13 protein-coding genes are annotated in these 13,770 nt (G+C 66.7%); 4 read left to right on the top strand and 9 right to left on the bottom strand.

The window, feature by feature from the left end:
* Positions 1-219: 219 nt before the first annotated feature.
* The 8 genes from urtE to HNO51_RS09240 form a co-directional block, all read right to left on the bottom strand.
* Positions 220-918 (bottom strand): urea ABC transporter ATP-binding subunit UrtE, encoded by a 699-nt coding sequence (urtE, locus tag HNO51_RS09275; protein ID WP_209539044.1) that lies wholly within the window; start codon positions 916-918, stop codon positions 220-222.
* Positions 918-1,757, bottom strand: coding sequence for an urea ABC transporter ATP-binding protein UrtD (urtD, locus tag HNO51_RS09270; RefSeq protein ID WP_209539043.1), 840 nt, complete (start codon positions 1,755-1,757; stop codon positions 918-920). Before urtD ends, urtE begins: the two co-directional genes overlap by 1 nt.
* Positions 1,754-2,896, bottom strand: coding sequence for an urea ABC transporter permease subunit UrtC (urtC, locus tag HNO51_RS09265; RefSeq protein ID WP_209539042.1), 1,143 nt, complete (start codon positions 2,894-2,896; stop codon positions 1,754-1,756). The genes urtD and urtC overlap by 4 nt, the downstream gene beginning before the upstream one ends.
* Before the next feature lie 3 nt (positions 2,897-2,899).
* Positions 2,900-4,501, bottom strand: a complete 1,602-nt coding sequence (urtB, locus tag HNO51_RS09260) for an urea ABC transporter permease subunit UrtB (protein ID WP_422674265.1) — start codon at positions 4,499-4,501, stop codon at positions 2,900-2,902.
* A 175-nt stretch (positions 4,502-4,676) separates the two neighbouring features.
* Positions 4,677-6,002 (bottom strand): urea ABC transporter substrate-binding protein, encoded by a 1,326-nt coding sequence (gene urtA / locus HNO51_RS09255; protein WP_209539199.1) that lies wholly within the window; start codon positions 6,000-6,002, stop codon positions 4,677-4,679.
* Positions 6,003-6,372: 370 nt separating this feature from the next.
* Positions 6,373-7,905: a tripartite tricarboxylate transporter permease gene (locus HNO51_RS09250; protein ID WP_197450712.1), complete on the bottom strand. Its 1,533-nt coding sequence runs from the start codon at positions 7,903-7,905 to the stop codon at positions 6,373-6,375.
* Positions 7,905-8,357, bottom strand: a complete 453-nt coding sequence (locus HNO51_RS09245) for a tripartite tricarboxylate transporter TctB family protein (protein WP_209539041.1) — start codon at positions 8,355-8,357, stop codon at positions 7,905-7,907. Before HNO51_RS09245 ends, HNO51_RS09250 begins: the two co-directional genes overlap by 1 nt.
* Positions 8,357-9,343 carry a Bug family tripartite tricarboxylate transporter substrate binding protein gene (locus HNO51_RS09240; RefSeq protein ID WP_209539040.1) on the bottom strand — a complete coding sequence of 329 codons (987 nt, stop codon included), beginning with the start codon at positions 9,341-9,343 and terminating at the stop codon, positions 8,357-8,359. The genes HNO51_RS09245 and HNO51_RS09240 overlap by 1 nt, the downstream gene beginning before the upstream one ends.
* A 190-nt stretch (positions 9,344-9,533) precedes the next feature.
* Here HNO51_RS09240 and HNO51_RS09235 point away from each other — a divergent pair, with 190 nt between their 5' ends.
* From HNO51_RS09235 to HNO51_RS09220, 4 genes are read left to right on the top strand one after another with little or no spacing between them, the layout of a single operon-like run.
* Entirely contained in the window at positions 9,534-10,136 is a 603-nt protein-coding gene (locus tag HNO51_RS09235; RefSeq protein WP_197450709.1) for an IclR family transcriptional regulator, read from the top strand.
* A complete protein-coding gene (locus tag HNO51_RS09230) occupies positions 10,133-10,795 on the top strand; it encodes a response regulator transcription factor (RefSeq protein WP_209539039.1) in 663 nt (220 codons plus the stop codon). The genes HNO51_RS09235 and HNO51_RS09230 overlap by 4 nt, the downstream gene beginning before the upstream one ends.
* Entirely contained in the window at positions 10,792-12,165 is a 1,374-nt protein-coding gene (locus tag HNO51_RS09225; RefSeq protein WP_197450707.1) for a sensor histidine kinase N-terminal domain-containing protein, read from the top strand. The genes HNO51_RS09230 and HNO51_RS09225 overlap by 4 nt, the downstream gene beginning before the upstream one ends.
* Positions 12,162-13,235, top strand: coding sequence for an ABC transporter substrate-binding protein (locus HNO51_RS09220; RefSeq protein ID WP_209539038.1), 1,074 nt, complete (start codon positions 12,162-12,164; stop codon positions 13,233-13,235). The genes HNO51_RS09225 and HNO51_RS09220 overlap by 4 nt, the downstream gene beginning before the upstream one ends.
* 69 nt (positions 13,236-13,304) lie before the next feature.
* Here the strand turns inward: HNO51_RS09220 and HNO51_RS09215 are convergent, their stop codons facing one another.
* Positions 13,305-13,739: a septal ring lytic transglycosylase RlpA family protein gene (locus HNO51_RS09215; protein ID WP_338035278.1), complete on the bottom strand. Its 435-nt coding sequence runs from the start codon at positions 13,737-13,739 to the stop codon at positions 13,305-13,307.
* Positions 13,740-13,770: the final 31 nt, after the last annotated feature.

Here is a 13,770-nt window from a genome sequence, read left to right as displayed (position 1 = left end):
CTATTCATGGCAACCGCTGTACCAGAACGGTGAAATGCAGGAAAAACGGATACGATTCATTGGCTTATTTTGTATACAGCCACACCTGCACGGACCATCTTCGCACCAGATTGGCGCGCGAAAGCCAGCGCGGCGCACAGTTTCCGCGCATGAGCGCCTGACGACTCCTTGGCCATGGCGCAGAACGGTGCATGGAAAAATCCCACCTTGGCAAAACGGCTAGACCGTCAGGTGCTCCTTGATCAGGGCATCGGTGAGCTCACCGATCTCGCCCCTGGCCACCGGCCGGCCGCGATCCATGATCGCGAAGCGATCGGCATACTTGCGGGCGAAGGGCAGTTTCTGCTCCACCAGCAGCACGGTCAGACCGTCCTCGGCGATCAGCTTGCGAATCACCTCGCCAATCAGGGTGACGATATTGGGCTGGATCCCCTCCCCCGGCTCGTCAAGAATCAGCAGGCGTGGCTCGATCACCAGCGCCCGACCGATGGCCAGCTGCTGCTGCTGGCCGCCGGAGAGATCGCCACCCTGACGGTGCTTCATCTCCTCGAGCACCGGGAAGAGTTCGAAGATGCGCTCCGGGATGGTGCGCCGACCGTCGCCGCGAGCCGCCAGGCCGGTACGCAGGTTCTCTTCCACGGTGAGCAGCGGGAAGATCTGCCGCCCCTGGGGCACGTAGCCGATCCCCAGCCGCGAACGATCCTCCACCCGCCGCCGGGTAAGCTCGACATCGTCGGCATAGCGGATGCTGCCGGAGGCCACCGCCACCTCCCCCATGATCGCCTTCATCAAGGTGGTCTTGCCCACCCCGTTGCGCCCCATTACGCAGGTACACTGGCCCGCCGGCACGGCCAGGTCGAGATCCCACAGGGTGTGGCTCTCGCCATAGAACTGATTGAGTTTGTCGATTTCGAGCATCAGACCGCCTCCTCCTCGGCTTCGGCGCCCAGGTAGACCTCGACCACCTGCGGGTCGCTCGACACCTGGTCCATACTGCCCTCGGCCAGCACGCTACCCTGATGCAGCACCGTCACCTTGCGTGCGATGGAACGCACGAAACCCATATCGTGCTCGACGACGACAACAGATTGTTTTCCCGCTAACCCGGTCAGCAGCTCGGCGGTACGCTCCATCTCCTGCTCGGTCATCCCCGCCACCGGCTCGTCCACCAGCAGAAGCCGCGGCCGCTGCATCAGCAGCATGCCGATCTCCAGCCACTGCTTCTGGCCGTGGGACAGAATGCCCGCCGGGCGCTCACGCAGCTCGGCCAGGCCGATGGTCAGCAGCACCTCGTCGATGCGGTCGCGAATCTCGCCGCTCATGCGAGCCGTCAGCGTGGGCAGGATGCGCTTGTCGGCGGCCATGGCCAGCTCCAGGTTATCGAATACCGTGAGCGCCTCGAACACCGTGGGCTTCTGGAACTTGCGGCCGATGCCGAGGCTGGCGATCTGCGGCTCGTTCATGGTCAGCAGGTCGTGGCGACTGCCGAACCATACCTTGCCGCTGTCGGGTCGGGTCTTGCCGGTGATGATATCCATCATGGTGGTCTTGCCGGCGCCGTTGGGTCCGATGATGCAGCGCAGCTCGCCGTCGTCGATGGTCAGGTTCAGGTCGTTGATCGCCTTGAAGCCGTCGAAGCTGACCGTGACGTCTTCGAGGTAGAGAATCGGCCCGTGGCGCACGTCGACCGGCGACTCGGCCGGCACCAGGAAATCGAAGACCCGGTCACGATTGGCCAATGAACGCAAAATGCTCATGCCGATGCCTCCTTGCCGGAGAACGCACCCGAGCCCTCGGCACGACGCCGGTATCTCAGTGCCAACAGGCCGGCGACCCCCTTGGGCAGGAAGACCGTCACCAGCACGAAGAGCCCGCCCAGGGCGAACAGCCAGGCGTCGGGCATCACGCCGGTGAACACCGTCTTGGCATAGTTGACGAGTATCGCCCCGATCACCGCTCCATAGAGCGTCGCCCGGCCGCCCAGCGCCACCCACAGCACGATCTCGATGGAGAACAGCGGCGAAAATTCGCTGGGATTGATGATGCCGACCTGGGGCACGTAGAGCGCCCCGGCCAGGCCCGCCAGCATGGCCGAAACCACGAACACGAACAGCTGGAAGCGCTCGACCCGGTAGCCGAGGAATCGCGTGCGCGCCTCGGCGTCGCGGGTCGCCACACACACCCGGCCCAGCTTGCTGGTGACGATGGCCCGGCACAGCACGTAGCCCAACGCCAGGGCCACGCCGGTGGCCAGGAACAATCCCAGCCGGGTGTCGCGGCTGCGCAAGTTGAAGCCGTGGATCTCGCGGAAATCGGTCAGCCCGTTGTTGCCGCCGAAGCCCATCTCGTTGCGGAAGAAGGCCAGCATCAGGGCGAAGGTGAGCGCCTGGGTGATGATCGACAGATAGACCCCGGTGACCCGTGAGCGAAACGCCAGGAAGCCGAACACCAGCGCCAACGCTCCCGGTACCAGCAGCACCATCAGGAAGGCGAACCCGGCCATGTCGAAGCCATGCCAGTACCACGGCAGGCTGTCCCAGTTGAGGAACACCATGAAGTCGGGCAGCACCGGGTGGCCGTAGACGCCACGGTCACCGATCTGGCGCATCAGGTACATGCCCATGGCATAGCCGCCCAGGGCGAAGAAGGCGCCATGACCCAGGCTGAGGATACCGAGATAGCCCCACACCAGATCCACCGCTACCGCCAGCAGGGCGTAGCTCAGGTACTTGCCGAACAAGTTAACGGTATAAGCGCTGACATGGAGTGGATGCCCCGCCGGCACGGCCACGTGCAGCAGCGTCACCAGGGCCATCGCCGCCAGCAACACGCCGAGAAAGATCAGCGTCGAGCGCTCGCCGAACGGCCGCAGCAGCCAGAGTCGAGATGAATCCATGGATCAGCCCTCCGCCGCCCGGCCCTTCTGCGGGAAGAGTCCGCGGGGGCGCTTTTGAATGAACAGGATGATGAACACCAGCACGATGATCTTGGCCATCACGGCCCCGGCCCAGGGTTCCAGCACCTGGTTGATGACGCCGAGCGAGAGGCCCGCCACCAGAGTGCCCCACAGGTTCCCCACCCCGCCGAAGACCACCACCATGAAGGAGTCGATGATGTAGTTCTGGCCCAGGTTGGGGCCCACGTTGGTAAGCTGGCTGAGGGCCACGCCGGCCAGCCCCGCCACCCCGGAGCCCAGGGCGAAGGTCAGGATGTCGACCCGGGTGGCGCGAATGCCCATGGAGCGCGCCATGGCACGGTTCTGGGTCACCGCCCGCACCTCGAGCCCTAGCCGGGTGCGGCGCATGATCAGCATCAGCGCGGCGAACACCACCAGGGCGAAGCCGAGTACGAACATCCGATTAAGGGTGAGAGAGAGCGTATCGTTGACGGCGATGGAGCCACTCATCCACTCCGGCGTGACCACGGTACGGTTGAGCGGCGAGATCGCAGTGCGTACCAACTGCTGGAGAATCAGGCTGACACCGAAGGTAGCCAGCAGCGTCTCCAGCGGGCGCCCCTTGAGGAACTGGATGACGCCGCGCTCGATGGCGATGCCGGCCAACGCCGCGACCAGGAAGCCGGCGGGAATCGCCAGGATCAAGGCCAGCCCCGGCTGGCCCGGCAGCAATTGCTGCATGGCCCAGGTGGTGTAGGCACCGAGCATGATCAACTCGCCGTGAGCCATGTTGATCACGCCCATCACGCCAAAGGTGATGGCCAGGCCGATGGCGGCGAGCACCAGCACCGAGCCCAGCGACAGGCCGAAGTAGAGCGTCTCGACCGCACGGTTGACCTTGAGCTTCTGCTCGATGCCGTTGAGCGCCTCACGAGCGGCGTCGACCAACGCAGGATCGTCACTGTTGAGTACACGATTGAGCGCCACCCGGACCCGCGGATGCAGACTGCCGCGCAGCTCCTCGACCGCTTCGACCTCGCCCTGCTCCAGGCGATGGATGGCCAGAGCCTGGAGCAGGCGTTCACGCACCTGTGCATCCGGCTCCGTCTCGATCACCTCGGCCAGGGGTCCGGCCAGGTCGCTGTCGACCTCGCCCAGCAACCGCTCTGCAGAAGCGCGGCGCAACCCGACATCGGCGGCATAGAGATCGACCACGGCGATGGCGCTGCGCAGTTGGTTGCGCAGCGCGTTATTGATGCCGATGCGGTCCAGGTCGCGGCGCGACATCTCGCCCAGGGCCTCGCCGCTCAGGGCGTCCTCGACCGGCCACTGGCGGCCCGAGTTGTCGAGCACCACCACGAAGCGGCCGTCGTCGGTGCGCTGCAGGCGGCCATCGAGCAAGGCCTGGAGCCAGCCCCGGGCGCGGGGGTCGTCGCTGCGCACGATGCCCTCGATGGCCTCACCCTTGGCGGTAAACGACGACACGTCCAGCGCCGCAAGCAGCGCCTGTGCCGTTGAATCGTCGAACCTCTCGGCGTCCTGCGCGGATGCGGGAGCGGCCAGGGTAAGGCCAAGCACGATGACCAGGGCCATGACGAGAACCATCAGCCACGAACCCCTTGTCGCCGTGTGCATGGGCTCGCTGTCTTCGGCGGCGCTGCCGGCCTTCGCCCCGGCCGCCACTGGCCAGGCCACGGGGGGATATCTCATCGGAGCGTTCCTCGGAATCGGTGAAGAAGGCGTGCTCCCCCGCTGCCTGGCAGCGGGGGCCATGCTGTAGTTACTCGGCGAGCGCCACTTCCGCTTCTTCGGCCGCGTTGCTGCCGCCGCAGCTGCCGTTGACCACGTTGAAGTTGCCGCACTCCATGGGCAGGCGCCAATCGGCGATCAGGTCCCGCGAGCCGGGCAGGTAATCGGACCAGGCATCGCCGGCCACAGTCGCCGGCGTCTGCCACACGATGTCGAACTGGCCATTGTCCTGGACCTCGCCGATCAGCACCGGCTTGGTGATGTGGTGGTTGGGCATCATCGCCGCATAGCCGCCGGTCAGGTTGGGCACGGTCACGCCGATGATGGCGTCCTTGACCGCGTCGACGTCGGTGGTGCCGGCCTTGCGCACCGCCTCGGCCCACATGTTGAAGCCGATGTAATGCGCTTCCATGGGGTCGTTGGTCACCGCCTCCTCGTCGCCGGTGTAATCGATCCAGGCGTCGATGAAGTCGTAGTTGGCGTCGCTGTCGACGCTCATGAAATAGTTCCACGCCGCCAGGTGACCCACCAGCGGGCCGGTATCGATGCCGGAGAGCTCCTGCTCACCCACCGAGAAGGCGATGACCGGAATGTCGGCGGCGTCGATGCCCTGGTTGGCCAGCTCGCGATAGAACGGGACGTTGGCGTCGCCGTTGATGGTCGAGACCACCGCGGTCTTCTTGCCCTCGCTGCCGAAGCGGCGCACCTCGGCGACGATGTTCTGCCAGTCGGAGTGACCGAACGGTGTGTAGTCGATCATGATGTCCTCGTCGGCGAGGCCGTGCTCCTCCTTGAGGAAGGCTTCGAGGATGCGGTTGGTGGTGCGCGGGTAGACGTAATCGGTGCCGAGCAGCACGAAGCGCTCCACGCCCACCTCGTTGATCAGGTACTCCACCGCCGGGATGGCCTGCTGGTTGGGCGCGGCTCCGGTATAGAAGACGTTCTCGGAGGACTCCTCGCCCTCGTACTGCACCGGATAGAACAGCAGGCCGTTGAGCTCCTCGAACACCGGCAGCACCGCCTTGCGCGACACCGAGGTCCAGTTGCCGAACACCACATCCACCTCGTGCTGCTCGAGCAGCTCGCGGGCACGCTCGGCGAACAGCGGCCAGTTGGAGGCCGGGTCGACCACCACCGCCTCGAGCTGACGGCCCAACAGGCCGCCCTGCTCGTTCTGCTGCGCGATCAGCATCTCGACGGTGTCCTTCAGGGTCGATTCGCTGATCGCCATGGTGCCGGACAGCGAGTGCAGGATCCCCACCTTGATGGGCTCTTCCTGGGCCAGCGCCTGGCCAGTACCACCGAGGGACGCCGCCGCAAACAGGGCTGCGGCCACAGCGCGGGACGGGGAAGACATGAGGCGAACGGGGAAAAGCATGTTGCGACGGGAAGCGTTCACGCGAACCTCCTTGCGCCCTCCTGCGGGAGGGACTTGTTGTAAAGGTCATGCACGGCCGACACCGGCCGCACAGCACTAGGCTTCCTGCCTATGCAACGCTTGCGCCATCAGGCGAAGAAATTCGAAGAACTCTTTTCATACAGAAGATTACGGCGCCTTTACGCCCCTTGACGATCCTGCCGGCGCACCGCCGCCGTGCATTCGGCAGGCGCCGGTTGCGCCGGCAAGGATCGCCTGCACTGCCACAGCGCACCAGACCGGTGCGTCATAACGAAGACAGGGGCGCCGATCGCTCGGCGCCCCTGCGGGGTGGTAGGCATTGCCGGGCTCAGTCGCCTTCCGGATTCCCTGCGGTGGCAGCGGTTGCCACCTTCATCCGGCGGCGCAGGATGGGGCCGACGATGTAGGGCAGAATTAACCCCACGGCAGCAAACACCCACAGGCCGATGGCCAGGCCGCTGTTCCAGAGAATGGTCCAGTCGCCGTCGGAGATATCCATGGCGTGGCGCAGGTTCTTCTCCATCTCCGGCCCCAGCAGCAAACCGAGGATGATCGGCACCAGCGGAATCTCCAGCTTGCGCAGCACGTAGCCGGCGACGCCGAAGGCCACCATGAAGTAGAGGTCGAAGGTGGTGTTGCTGATCGAGTAGATCCCGACGAAGGCGATCATCGTCACACACGGCAGCAGGTACATCGGCGGCACCGACAGAAGCTTGACGAAGATGCCCACCAGCGGGATGTTGAGGATCAGCAGCAGGAAGTTGCCAATCAGCAGCGCGGCGATCACGCCCCACACGATGTCCGCGTTCTGGGTGAACATCAGCGGGCCAGGGGTGATGTTGAGCGAGATCAGCAGCGCCAGCAGCACCGCGGTGGTGCCGCTGCCCGGCACGCCCAGCGTCAGCATCGGTACCAGCGCACCGCTCGAGGCACCGTTGTTGCCCGCTTCGGGGCCGGCCACGCCACGCGGGTCGCCCTGGCCGAAGAAGCCTTTCTTGCCGACCGCCTTTTTCTCCAGCGTATAGCCGATGAAGCTGCCGAGCGACGCCCCGGCACCGGGCAGCACGCCGGCGATGAAGCCGAGGATACCGCCGCGCACGCTCGACGGCAGGATGTTGCGTATGTCGGCCCAGCTCAGCTTGAGCTTGTTGACGGCCATCTTCGCCTTGCCGCCGCCGGCGCGCTCCTCGATGAAGAACAGCAGCTCCGAGATAGCGAACAGGCCGACGATGGCGATGATGAAGTCGATACCCTCGTAGAGCTCCAGGGTCCCGAAGGTGTAACGCTGCACGCCGGTGGAGTCGATCCCCACGGTGGCTACCATCAAGCCCAGGCAGGCCGCCACCACGGTCTTCACCGGGTTCTTGCCGGTGATGCCGCCCAGGGTGGCGAAGGCCAGCAGGAACAGCGCGAAGTACTCGGCCGGACCGAAGGTGAGCGCGAACCGCGCCAGCACCGGCGCCAGCAGGATCAGGCCGACGGTGGCGATCAGGCTGCCGATGAAGGAAGCGATGGCGGAAATCGCCAGCGCCTCGGCGGCCTTGCCCTGCTGCGCCATGGGGTAGCCGTCGAGGCAGGTCATCATGGCCGGTTCGTCGCCGGGAATGTTGAGCAGGATCGACGAGATGCGCCCGCCGTACATGGCCCCGGCGTAGACCGCGGTAAGCATGATCAGCGCGGTTTCCGGACGCAGCCCCAGGGAGAAAGCCAGCGGGATCAGGATGGCCACGCCGTTGGCCGGCCCGAGGCCCGGCAGCGCGCCGATCAGCGTGCCGAGGAAGGCCCCCATCAGGGCAAACATCAGGTTGTGCGGGGCAAGGGCAACCCCGAAGCCATCGATCAGAAAGCCGAGGGTTTCCATCAGCTCACCTCCAGGAACGAGAGCAGGCCCAGCGGCAACGCGAGGTCGAGGGCGAAATTGAACAGCAGGAACACCACCACGCCCGATGCCGCCCCGACCAGGTAGGCATTGAGCACCTTCGCCCCCATGCGCCAGCACAGCGTGCCGATGGCCAGCGTGGTGCTGAGGATGAAGCCGAGCGGTTCGAGGAGCATGGCGTAGAGCACCAGCACGACCACGGCGACGATCAGCTCAACGCCGGTGCGGCTCCATGGCCAGGCATTGTCCGGGTCGGGCCGCACGATCAGGTAGAGGCTGGAAAGCCCCAGCACGACGGCCAGCAAGGTGGGAAAAGTGCCGGGGGCAATCCCCTCGGCACCACCGAACGGTTCGGGGAACTGGCTGGCGCCCCAGCCGTACGCGACGGCCAGGACGATCAGCAGCACACCGAAGATGCGGTCGTTGAAGGTCATCACTGGATCAGCCCGATGTCCTTGGAGAGGGTCTCGATATCGTCGATCTGCTCGGTGACGAAGGTCTCGAACTCACCGGCGCTCATGTGGAACGGCATCAGTCCATTGTTGGTCATGATGTCCTGCCATTCCTGGCTCTCGTAGATGGTGTCCATGGCGTCGATCCAGTACTGCTTGGCCTCGTCGGAGATGTCAGCCGGCATGTAGAAGCCGCGCCAGTTGGGGCCGACCGCATCGATACCCTGCTCCTTGGCGGTGGGAATGTCGGCGAAGTCGCCCGGCAGGCGCTCGTCGGAGAGCACTGCCAGCACGCGCAGGTCACCGGACTCCATGAAACCCTGCGCCTCGCTGATGTCGCCGGTGAAGGCATCCACATGGCCGCCCACGACCTGGGTCATCGCCTCGCCGCCGTTGTTGTAGGAGAGATAGGGAATACGCGGCAGCTCATCGACGCCGGCGGCGTCTGCGGCGATCAGCACCTTGAGGTGATCCCAGCCACCCTTGGCGCTGCCGCCGGCAAACTTGACGCTGCGCGGGTCTTCCTTGAGCGCCTCCATCAGCGCAGGGAGGTCGTCGTACTCGGAGTCGGCGGCCACGGCGATCACGCCGTAATCGGCGCCGAGCGCCCCGATCCAGTTGACCATGTCGGCGGTCATGCCCGGGAACTGGCCTTGGGCCAGGCGGGTGGTCGTGGCCGTGGAGGCAGCCACCAGCAGCTGCTCGTCGCCGGCGCGCTTGGACACGGTATGGGCGAAGGCCACACCGCCGCCGGCACCCGCCATGTTCACGGTCTGCACGCTGCGCGGCACGATGCCCAGCTCCTCCATCACGTTGCCCACGCTGCGGCAGGTGAAGTCCCAGCCGCCGCCGGGGTCGGCCGGGGCGAGACACTCCACCTTGCCCTGTGGCTCGAAGGCCATGGCGCTGCCGGCGCTCAGGGTGAAAGCGGCAATGGCGATGAGTTTGAGTGGCGTTTTCGTGGACATTGTTGTGGTCCCTCCGGTCTTGACGTGTTGTGAAATGTTGGCTTGCGGTCTTTCATCGGCTACCTTACAATTCTGTAAGGCAGAACAACGTTCTTCAGGATAGAAACTAGGCGCGTCGACAGGCAGCGTCAACGCATCGGGTTGCAATTGCGACCAAAGTTCAATGCCTCCAGACTCAGGAGATCACTGCATGGCCCAGGATCGCGTCGAGGCCGTCGAGCGCGCACTGACCGTACTGGAAGCGTTCGATGTCGATCAGGAAGCCTTCACCCTGGCCGAACTCGCCCAGGCGACGGGCTACTACAAGAGCACCCTGCTGCGACTGCTGGGTTCGCTGGCTCGTTTCGATTACGTGCAGCGCAGCCATGATGGACGCTGGAGTCTGGGTAGCACGCCGCTTCGCCTGGCCCGGCGCCACCCCCCCAGCCGACAGCTGACCACTCGCGTACAGCCGCTGCTGGACCGGCTGGCTGCCGAGACCGGCGAGACCGCCGCCCTACTCGAGAACCACGGTCCCCAGGTCGAGTGCCGGCTGGTCGCCCTGCCCGAGGCGGCGCTGCGCCATGAGCTGCGTCCGGGCAGCCAGTGGCCCCTGGCCGCAGGGAACGATCCCCGCCCCGAGCTGCCGGGTGGCAAGATGCTGCTGCAAGCCCTACCCAGCGCCCCCGGCGAACCCACGCGCTGGCTGGCCCTCTCGGGTCCGTCGAGCCGCCTCGATGCACGCAGCGAGGCGGCCCTGAAGGCGGCGCTGGCGGAGCTGACGGCCGTGGCTGAAACGGAAGCCATGACATGAATCTGCTGCTCGTCGAGGACGATCGCCTGCTGGCCGAGACCCTCCAGGACGCCCTGGCGCTCGAGGGCTACGACGTGATGCACCTGGCCGACGGCGGCGTCGCACGCCGTCACCTGGAAGACCCACAGCACGACCACACCCTGATCCTTCTTGACCTCAACCTCCCCGGAGCCAGCGGTCTCGAGGTGCTCGAGACGCTGCGGCGTCACGATCGCGACACGCCGGTGCTGATCCTCACCGCGCGCGGCGCGGTAGAGGATCGTGTGCGCGGGCTCGACCTGGGCGCCGACGACTACCTGGCCAAGCCCTTCTCGCTCGAAGAGCTCGAAGCCCGTGTGCGTGCGCTGCTCAGGCGGCGCACGAGGGGGCAGGAGCTGCGCGTCGGGGTACTGCACTTCGACGGCTTGGCGCAGCGCTTCACCCTCGCCGGCGAGGCCTTGGCCCTACCGCCCCGGGAGCAACGCCTGCTCGCCTGCCTGATGCGCTATGCGGGCCAGCCCGTCGACAAGGCCCGCCTCGCCGACGAAGCCTTCCAGGGCGAACCCATGGGCGACAATGCCATCGAGGTCTACGTGCATCGGCTGCGCAAGCGGCTGGGCGGCAGCGACGTCGCCCTGCGCACGGTGCGCGGGCTCGGCTACCTGCTGGAGGCCACGTGAAGCGCGGCGACAGCCTCTACCGCCGACTGCTGGCCTGGCTGCTGATCCCGCTGCTGGCCCTGGGCGGCCTGATGGTGTTCCAGGCCTGGGTGGATGCGCGCCACACCGCCGACCGCGCCTTCGATCGGCTGCTCGAGGCGGCCAGCCTGGCGATCGCGGAGCAGGTGCAGTGGCAGGACGACCGGCTGTGGCTCGATCTTCCCCCGGCGGCTTTGGACATGCTCGCCACCGACGCCGAGGAGCGCGTCTTCTACAGCCTGGTGGATCGGGATGGGCGCTTCATTACCGGCAACGCCGAGCTTCCCGGCGACGAGCGAGGCGACGCCGAAGCCGGCGATACGCTGCTGTTCCGCGACGTTACCTGGCACGACATGGCGCTGCGCCAGGGCGTGCGCCGCTCCCGGCTGGAGGACTGGCGGCTCAGGGAGCGCTTCGAGATTCGTGTCGCCCACAGCCGCGAGGGCCGCGATGCGTTGACCCTCGAACTGCTGCGCGCCAACCTCGCCTATATCCTGGCCATGGCGCTGGTCGCCATTGCGGTTCTGGTGGTGGCGATACGCTCCGCCCTGGCGCCGCTCACCCGGCTGCGGCGCGCCATTCGTGCCCGCGATCCGCGCACCCTGGAACCCCTCGACCTGCCGCTGCCGCGCGAACTGGCCGAACTGCGCGAGACCCTCAACGAACTGCTGGCGCGTATGCGCCGGGTGCGCGCCAACCAGGAGCGCTTCATCGGCGATGCCTCGCACCAGTTGCGGACACCGCTGGCAGGGCTCTCCGCACGGGCCGAGCTGGCCCTGCGGCAGGACGACCCCAACCGCTGGCGCGATGCGCTTGGCGCCATGCAGGCCACCAGCGCCCGCACCGCACGACTGGCCATGCAGCTGCTCTCACTGACCCGGCTCGACAACCCCGAGTACCGCCCCGAGCTGACGCCGCTCGATCTCAACGACATCGCCCGCCAGGCGGTACGCGATCACTGGGCCGGCTGCCATCGTCAAGGGATCGACCTCGGCGTGGAGTGCGCCGCCCGACCGGTGCGGGTCAACGGGATCGACTGGCAGCTGCAGGAAGCGATGAACAACCTGATCGACAACGCCTGCCGCTACGGTGGCCGTCGAATCACCCTGCGTACCCATGCACAGCCGCCCTGCCTGGAAGTCGAGGACGACGGTCCCGGGATTCCCGAGTCCCGTCGCCTGCTGGTGCTGCGCCCCTTCCATCGCGGCGAAGAGGGAGGCGAAGGCTCCGGGCTCGGCCTGGCCATCGTCGACAGCATTGCCCGTGCCCACGGCGCACGACTCGAGCTGGCCCAAGCAGCGCACGCCAGCGGTCTCGTCGTGCGCCTGCGCTTCAGCGAGGAGGGCCCATGATCCGACCCCTGTCCTGGCTGCTGCTCAGCCTGTGGAGCCTGGCCGCCGCGGCCGAGGAGACCCTGCACTACCCTGCCGATCCCGAGGCCGGGGCGCCCCAGTCGCTGGTCATCCACGCCGCCCTGGACCTGCCACAGGCTCGCCCGCTGCTCGAAGCATTCCATCGCCGCCACCCGCGCATCGAGCTGACCTACCGCAACCTGACGACCCTCGAGCTGCACCAGCGCTTTCTCGACGCACCGGACACCGCCGACGTGGTGCTCTCTTCCGCCATGCCCTGGCAGTACTACCTGGCCAACGACGGCCACGCCCAACCCATCGACAGCGACGCGGCGCGCCGCTGGCCGGCGTGGGCCCAGTGGCGCGGCGAACTGTTCGCCTTCACCTTCGAACCCATCGTGATGGTGGTGCATCGCAGATTGCTCGAACGTTTCGGCGAGGTTCGCAGCCACGGCGACCTGTTAGCGCTGCTGGACAACCACACCGAGGCGTTGGCGGGCCGCATCGTCACCTACGACCCGGTACGCAGCGGCGCGGGATACACCTATGCCATCGAGGAGTCGCGACTCTCGCCGCGCTATTGGGATCTGGTCTCGGCCTTGGGGCGCGCACGCACGGTGCTCGTCGACACCACCGGGGAGATGCTCGACGGGCTCGAGCAGGGACGCTACCTGCTGGGCTATAACCTGCTCGGCAGCTACGTTCGCGACGCGGTGGCCGACAAGCCGGACCTGGTCATGGTGGTACCCGAGGACTACGCCCTGGTCACCCAGCGCCTGGCTTTCATTCCGCGCCAGGCGCCACACTCCGAAGCGGGTGCGCTGTTCATGGAATTCCTGCTCAGCGAAGAGGGCCAGCGCGTGATCGCCGAGCAGACCCACCTGGGTGCCATGCATCCCGGCCTCTCCGGTACCGGCACCGCGGATGCCCTGCGCGACGAAGTCGGCGACGCCTTGCGCCCGATCGCGATCGGCCCCGGCCTGTTGGCGACGCTCGACCGGCTCAAGCGCGAAGCCCTGCTGGCGCGCTGGCGACGCGAGTTCCAGCGCGAGGTGCCGCCGCAGCGCTGAGCGCCATGGCGAGCCCCGCCACCGGTTTCCACATCGAAACCGGAGACACGGCGTTGGGAGAAGGGCACTTCACTCAGGCGACAGACGCACCTCCGCCACGCCCTGCCCGAGCATGTCGAGTTCTTCGGCCGCGCGTCGCGAGAGATCGATGACACGGCCGCGCACGAAGGGTCCACGGTCGTTGATGCGCACCACCGTCTCGCGGCCGTTGTCCAGCCGCGTCACTCGGACCCGGGTGCCGAATGGCAAGCTTCGGTGCGCCGCCGTCAGCGCGTTGCGATCGTGGGCTTCGCCACTGGCGGTGCGCCGGCCATGGTAGCGGTCGGCATAGAACGAGGCCTGCCCCTGCTCGCCATGCCAGCCGGATGGCACCGAGGCGCGCTCGACCTGGCGGCCGTCGCGTCCGGCACAGCCGGCAGTCAGGGTTAGCAATAGCAGGACCAGCACGCCCCGCATCAGGCGGGGGGCAGCCGGACCGGCACCGAAAATGGAACGAACGCTCATCCTGTCACCTCGACGTGGACGTCCCCATCGG

The sequence above is a fragment of the Billgrantia sulfidoxydans genome (assembly GCF_017868775.1).
Classification (GTDB): domain Bacteria; phylum Pseudomonadota; class Gammaproteobacteria; order Pseudomonadales; family Halomonadaceae; genus Halomonas; species Halomonas sulfidoxydans.
The sequence above is the reverse complement of the archived record's forward strand: the minus strand, read 5'-3'. Positions and strand labels throughout refer to the sequence as shown.

Bases quoted from the DNA above. Each gene is read 5' to 3' on its own strand.
- HNO51_RS09230 (WP_209539039.1), top strand. From the start codon at position 10,133: ATGAATCTGCTGCTCGTCGAGGACGATCGCCTGCTGGCCGAGACCCTC.
- HNO51_RS09235 (WP_197450709.1), top strand. From the start codon at position 9,534: ATGGCCCAGGATCGCGTCGAGGCCGTCGAGCGCGCACTGACCGTACTG.
- urtB (WP_422674265.1), bottom strand. From the start codon at position 4,501: ATGGTTCTCGTCATGGCCCTGGTCATCGTGCTTGGCCTTACCCTGGCC.
- urtD (WP_209539043.1), bottom strand. From the start codon at position 1,757: ATGAGCATTTTGCGTTCATTGGCCAATCGTGACCGGGTCTTCGATTTC.
- urtA (WP_209539199.1), bottom strand. From the start codon at position 6,002: ATGTCTTCCCCGTCCCGCGCTGTGGCCGCAGCCCTGTTTGCGGCGGCG.
- urtC (WP_209539042.1), bottom strand. From the start codon at position 2,896: ATGGATTCATCTCGACTCTGGCTGCTGCGGCCGTTCGGCGAGCGCTCG.
- HNO51_RS09250 (WP_197450712.1), bottom strand. From the start codon at position 7,905: ATGGAAACCCTCGGCTTTCTGATCGATGGCTTCGGGGTTGCCCTTGCC.
- HNO51_RS09220 (WP_209539038.1), top strand. From the start codon at position 12,162: ATGATCCGACCCCTGTCCTGGCTGCTGCTCAGCCTGTGGAGCCTGGCC.
- HNO51_RS09240 (WP_209539040.1), bottom strand. From the start codon at position 9,343: ATGTCCACGAAAACGCCACTCAAACTCATCGCCATTGCCGCTTTCACC.
- HNO51_RS09245 (WP_209539041.1), bottom strand. From the start codon at position 8,357: ATGACCTTCAACGACCGCATCTTCGGTGTGCTGCTGATCGTCCTGGCC.
- urtE (WP_209539044.1), bottom strand. From the start codon at position 918: ATGCTCGAAATCGACAAACTCAATCAGTTCTATGGCGAGAGCCACACC.
- HNO51_RS09215 (WP_338035278.1), bottom strand. From the start codon at position 13,739: ATGAGCGTTCGTTCCATTTTCGGTGCCGGTCCGGCTGCCCCCCGCCTG.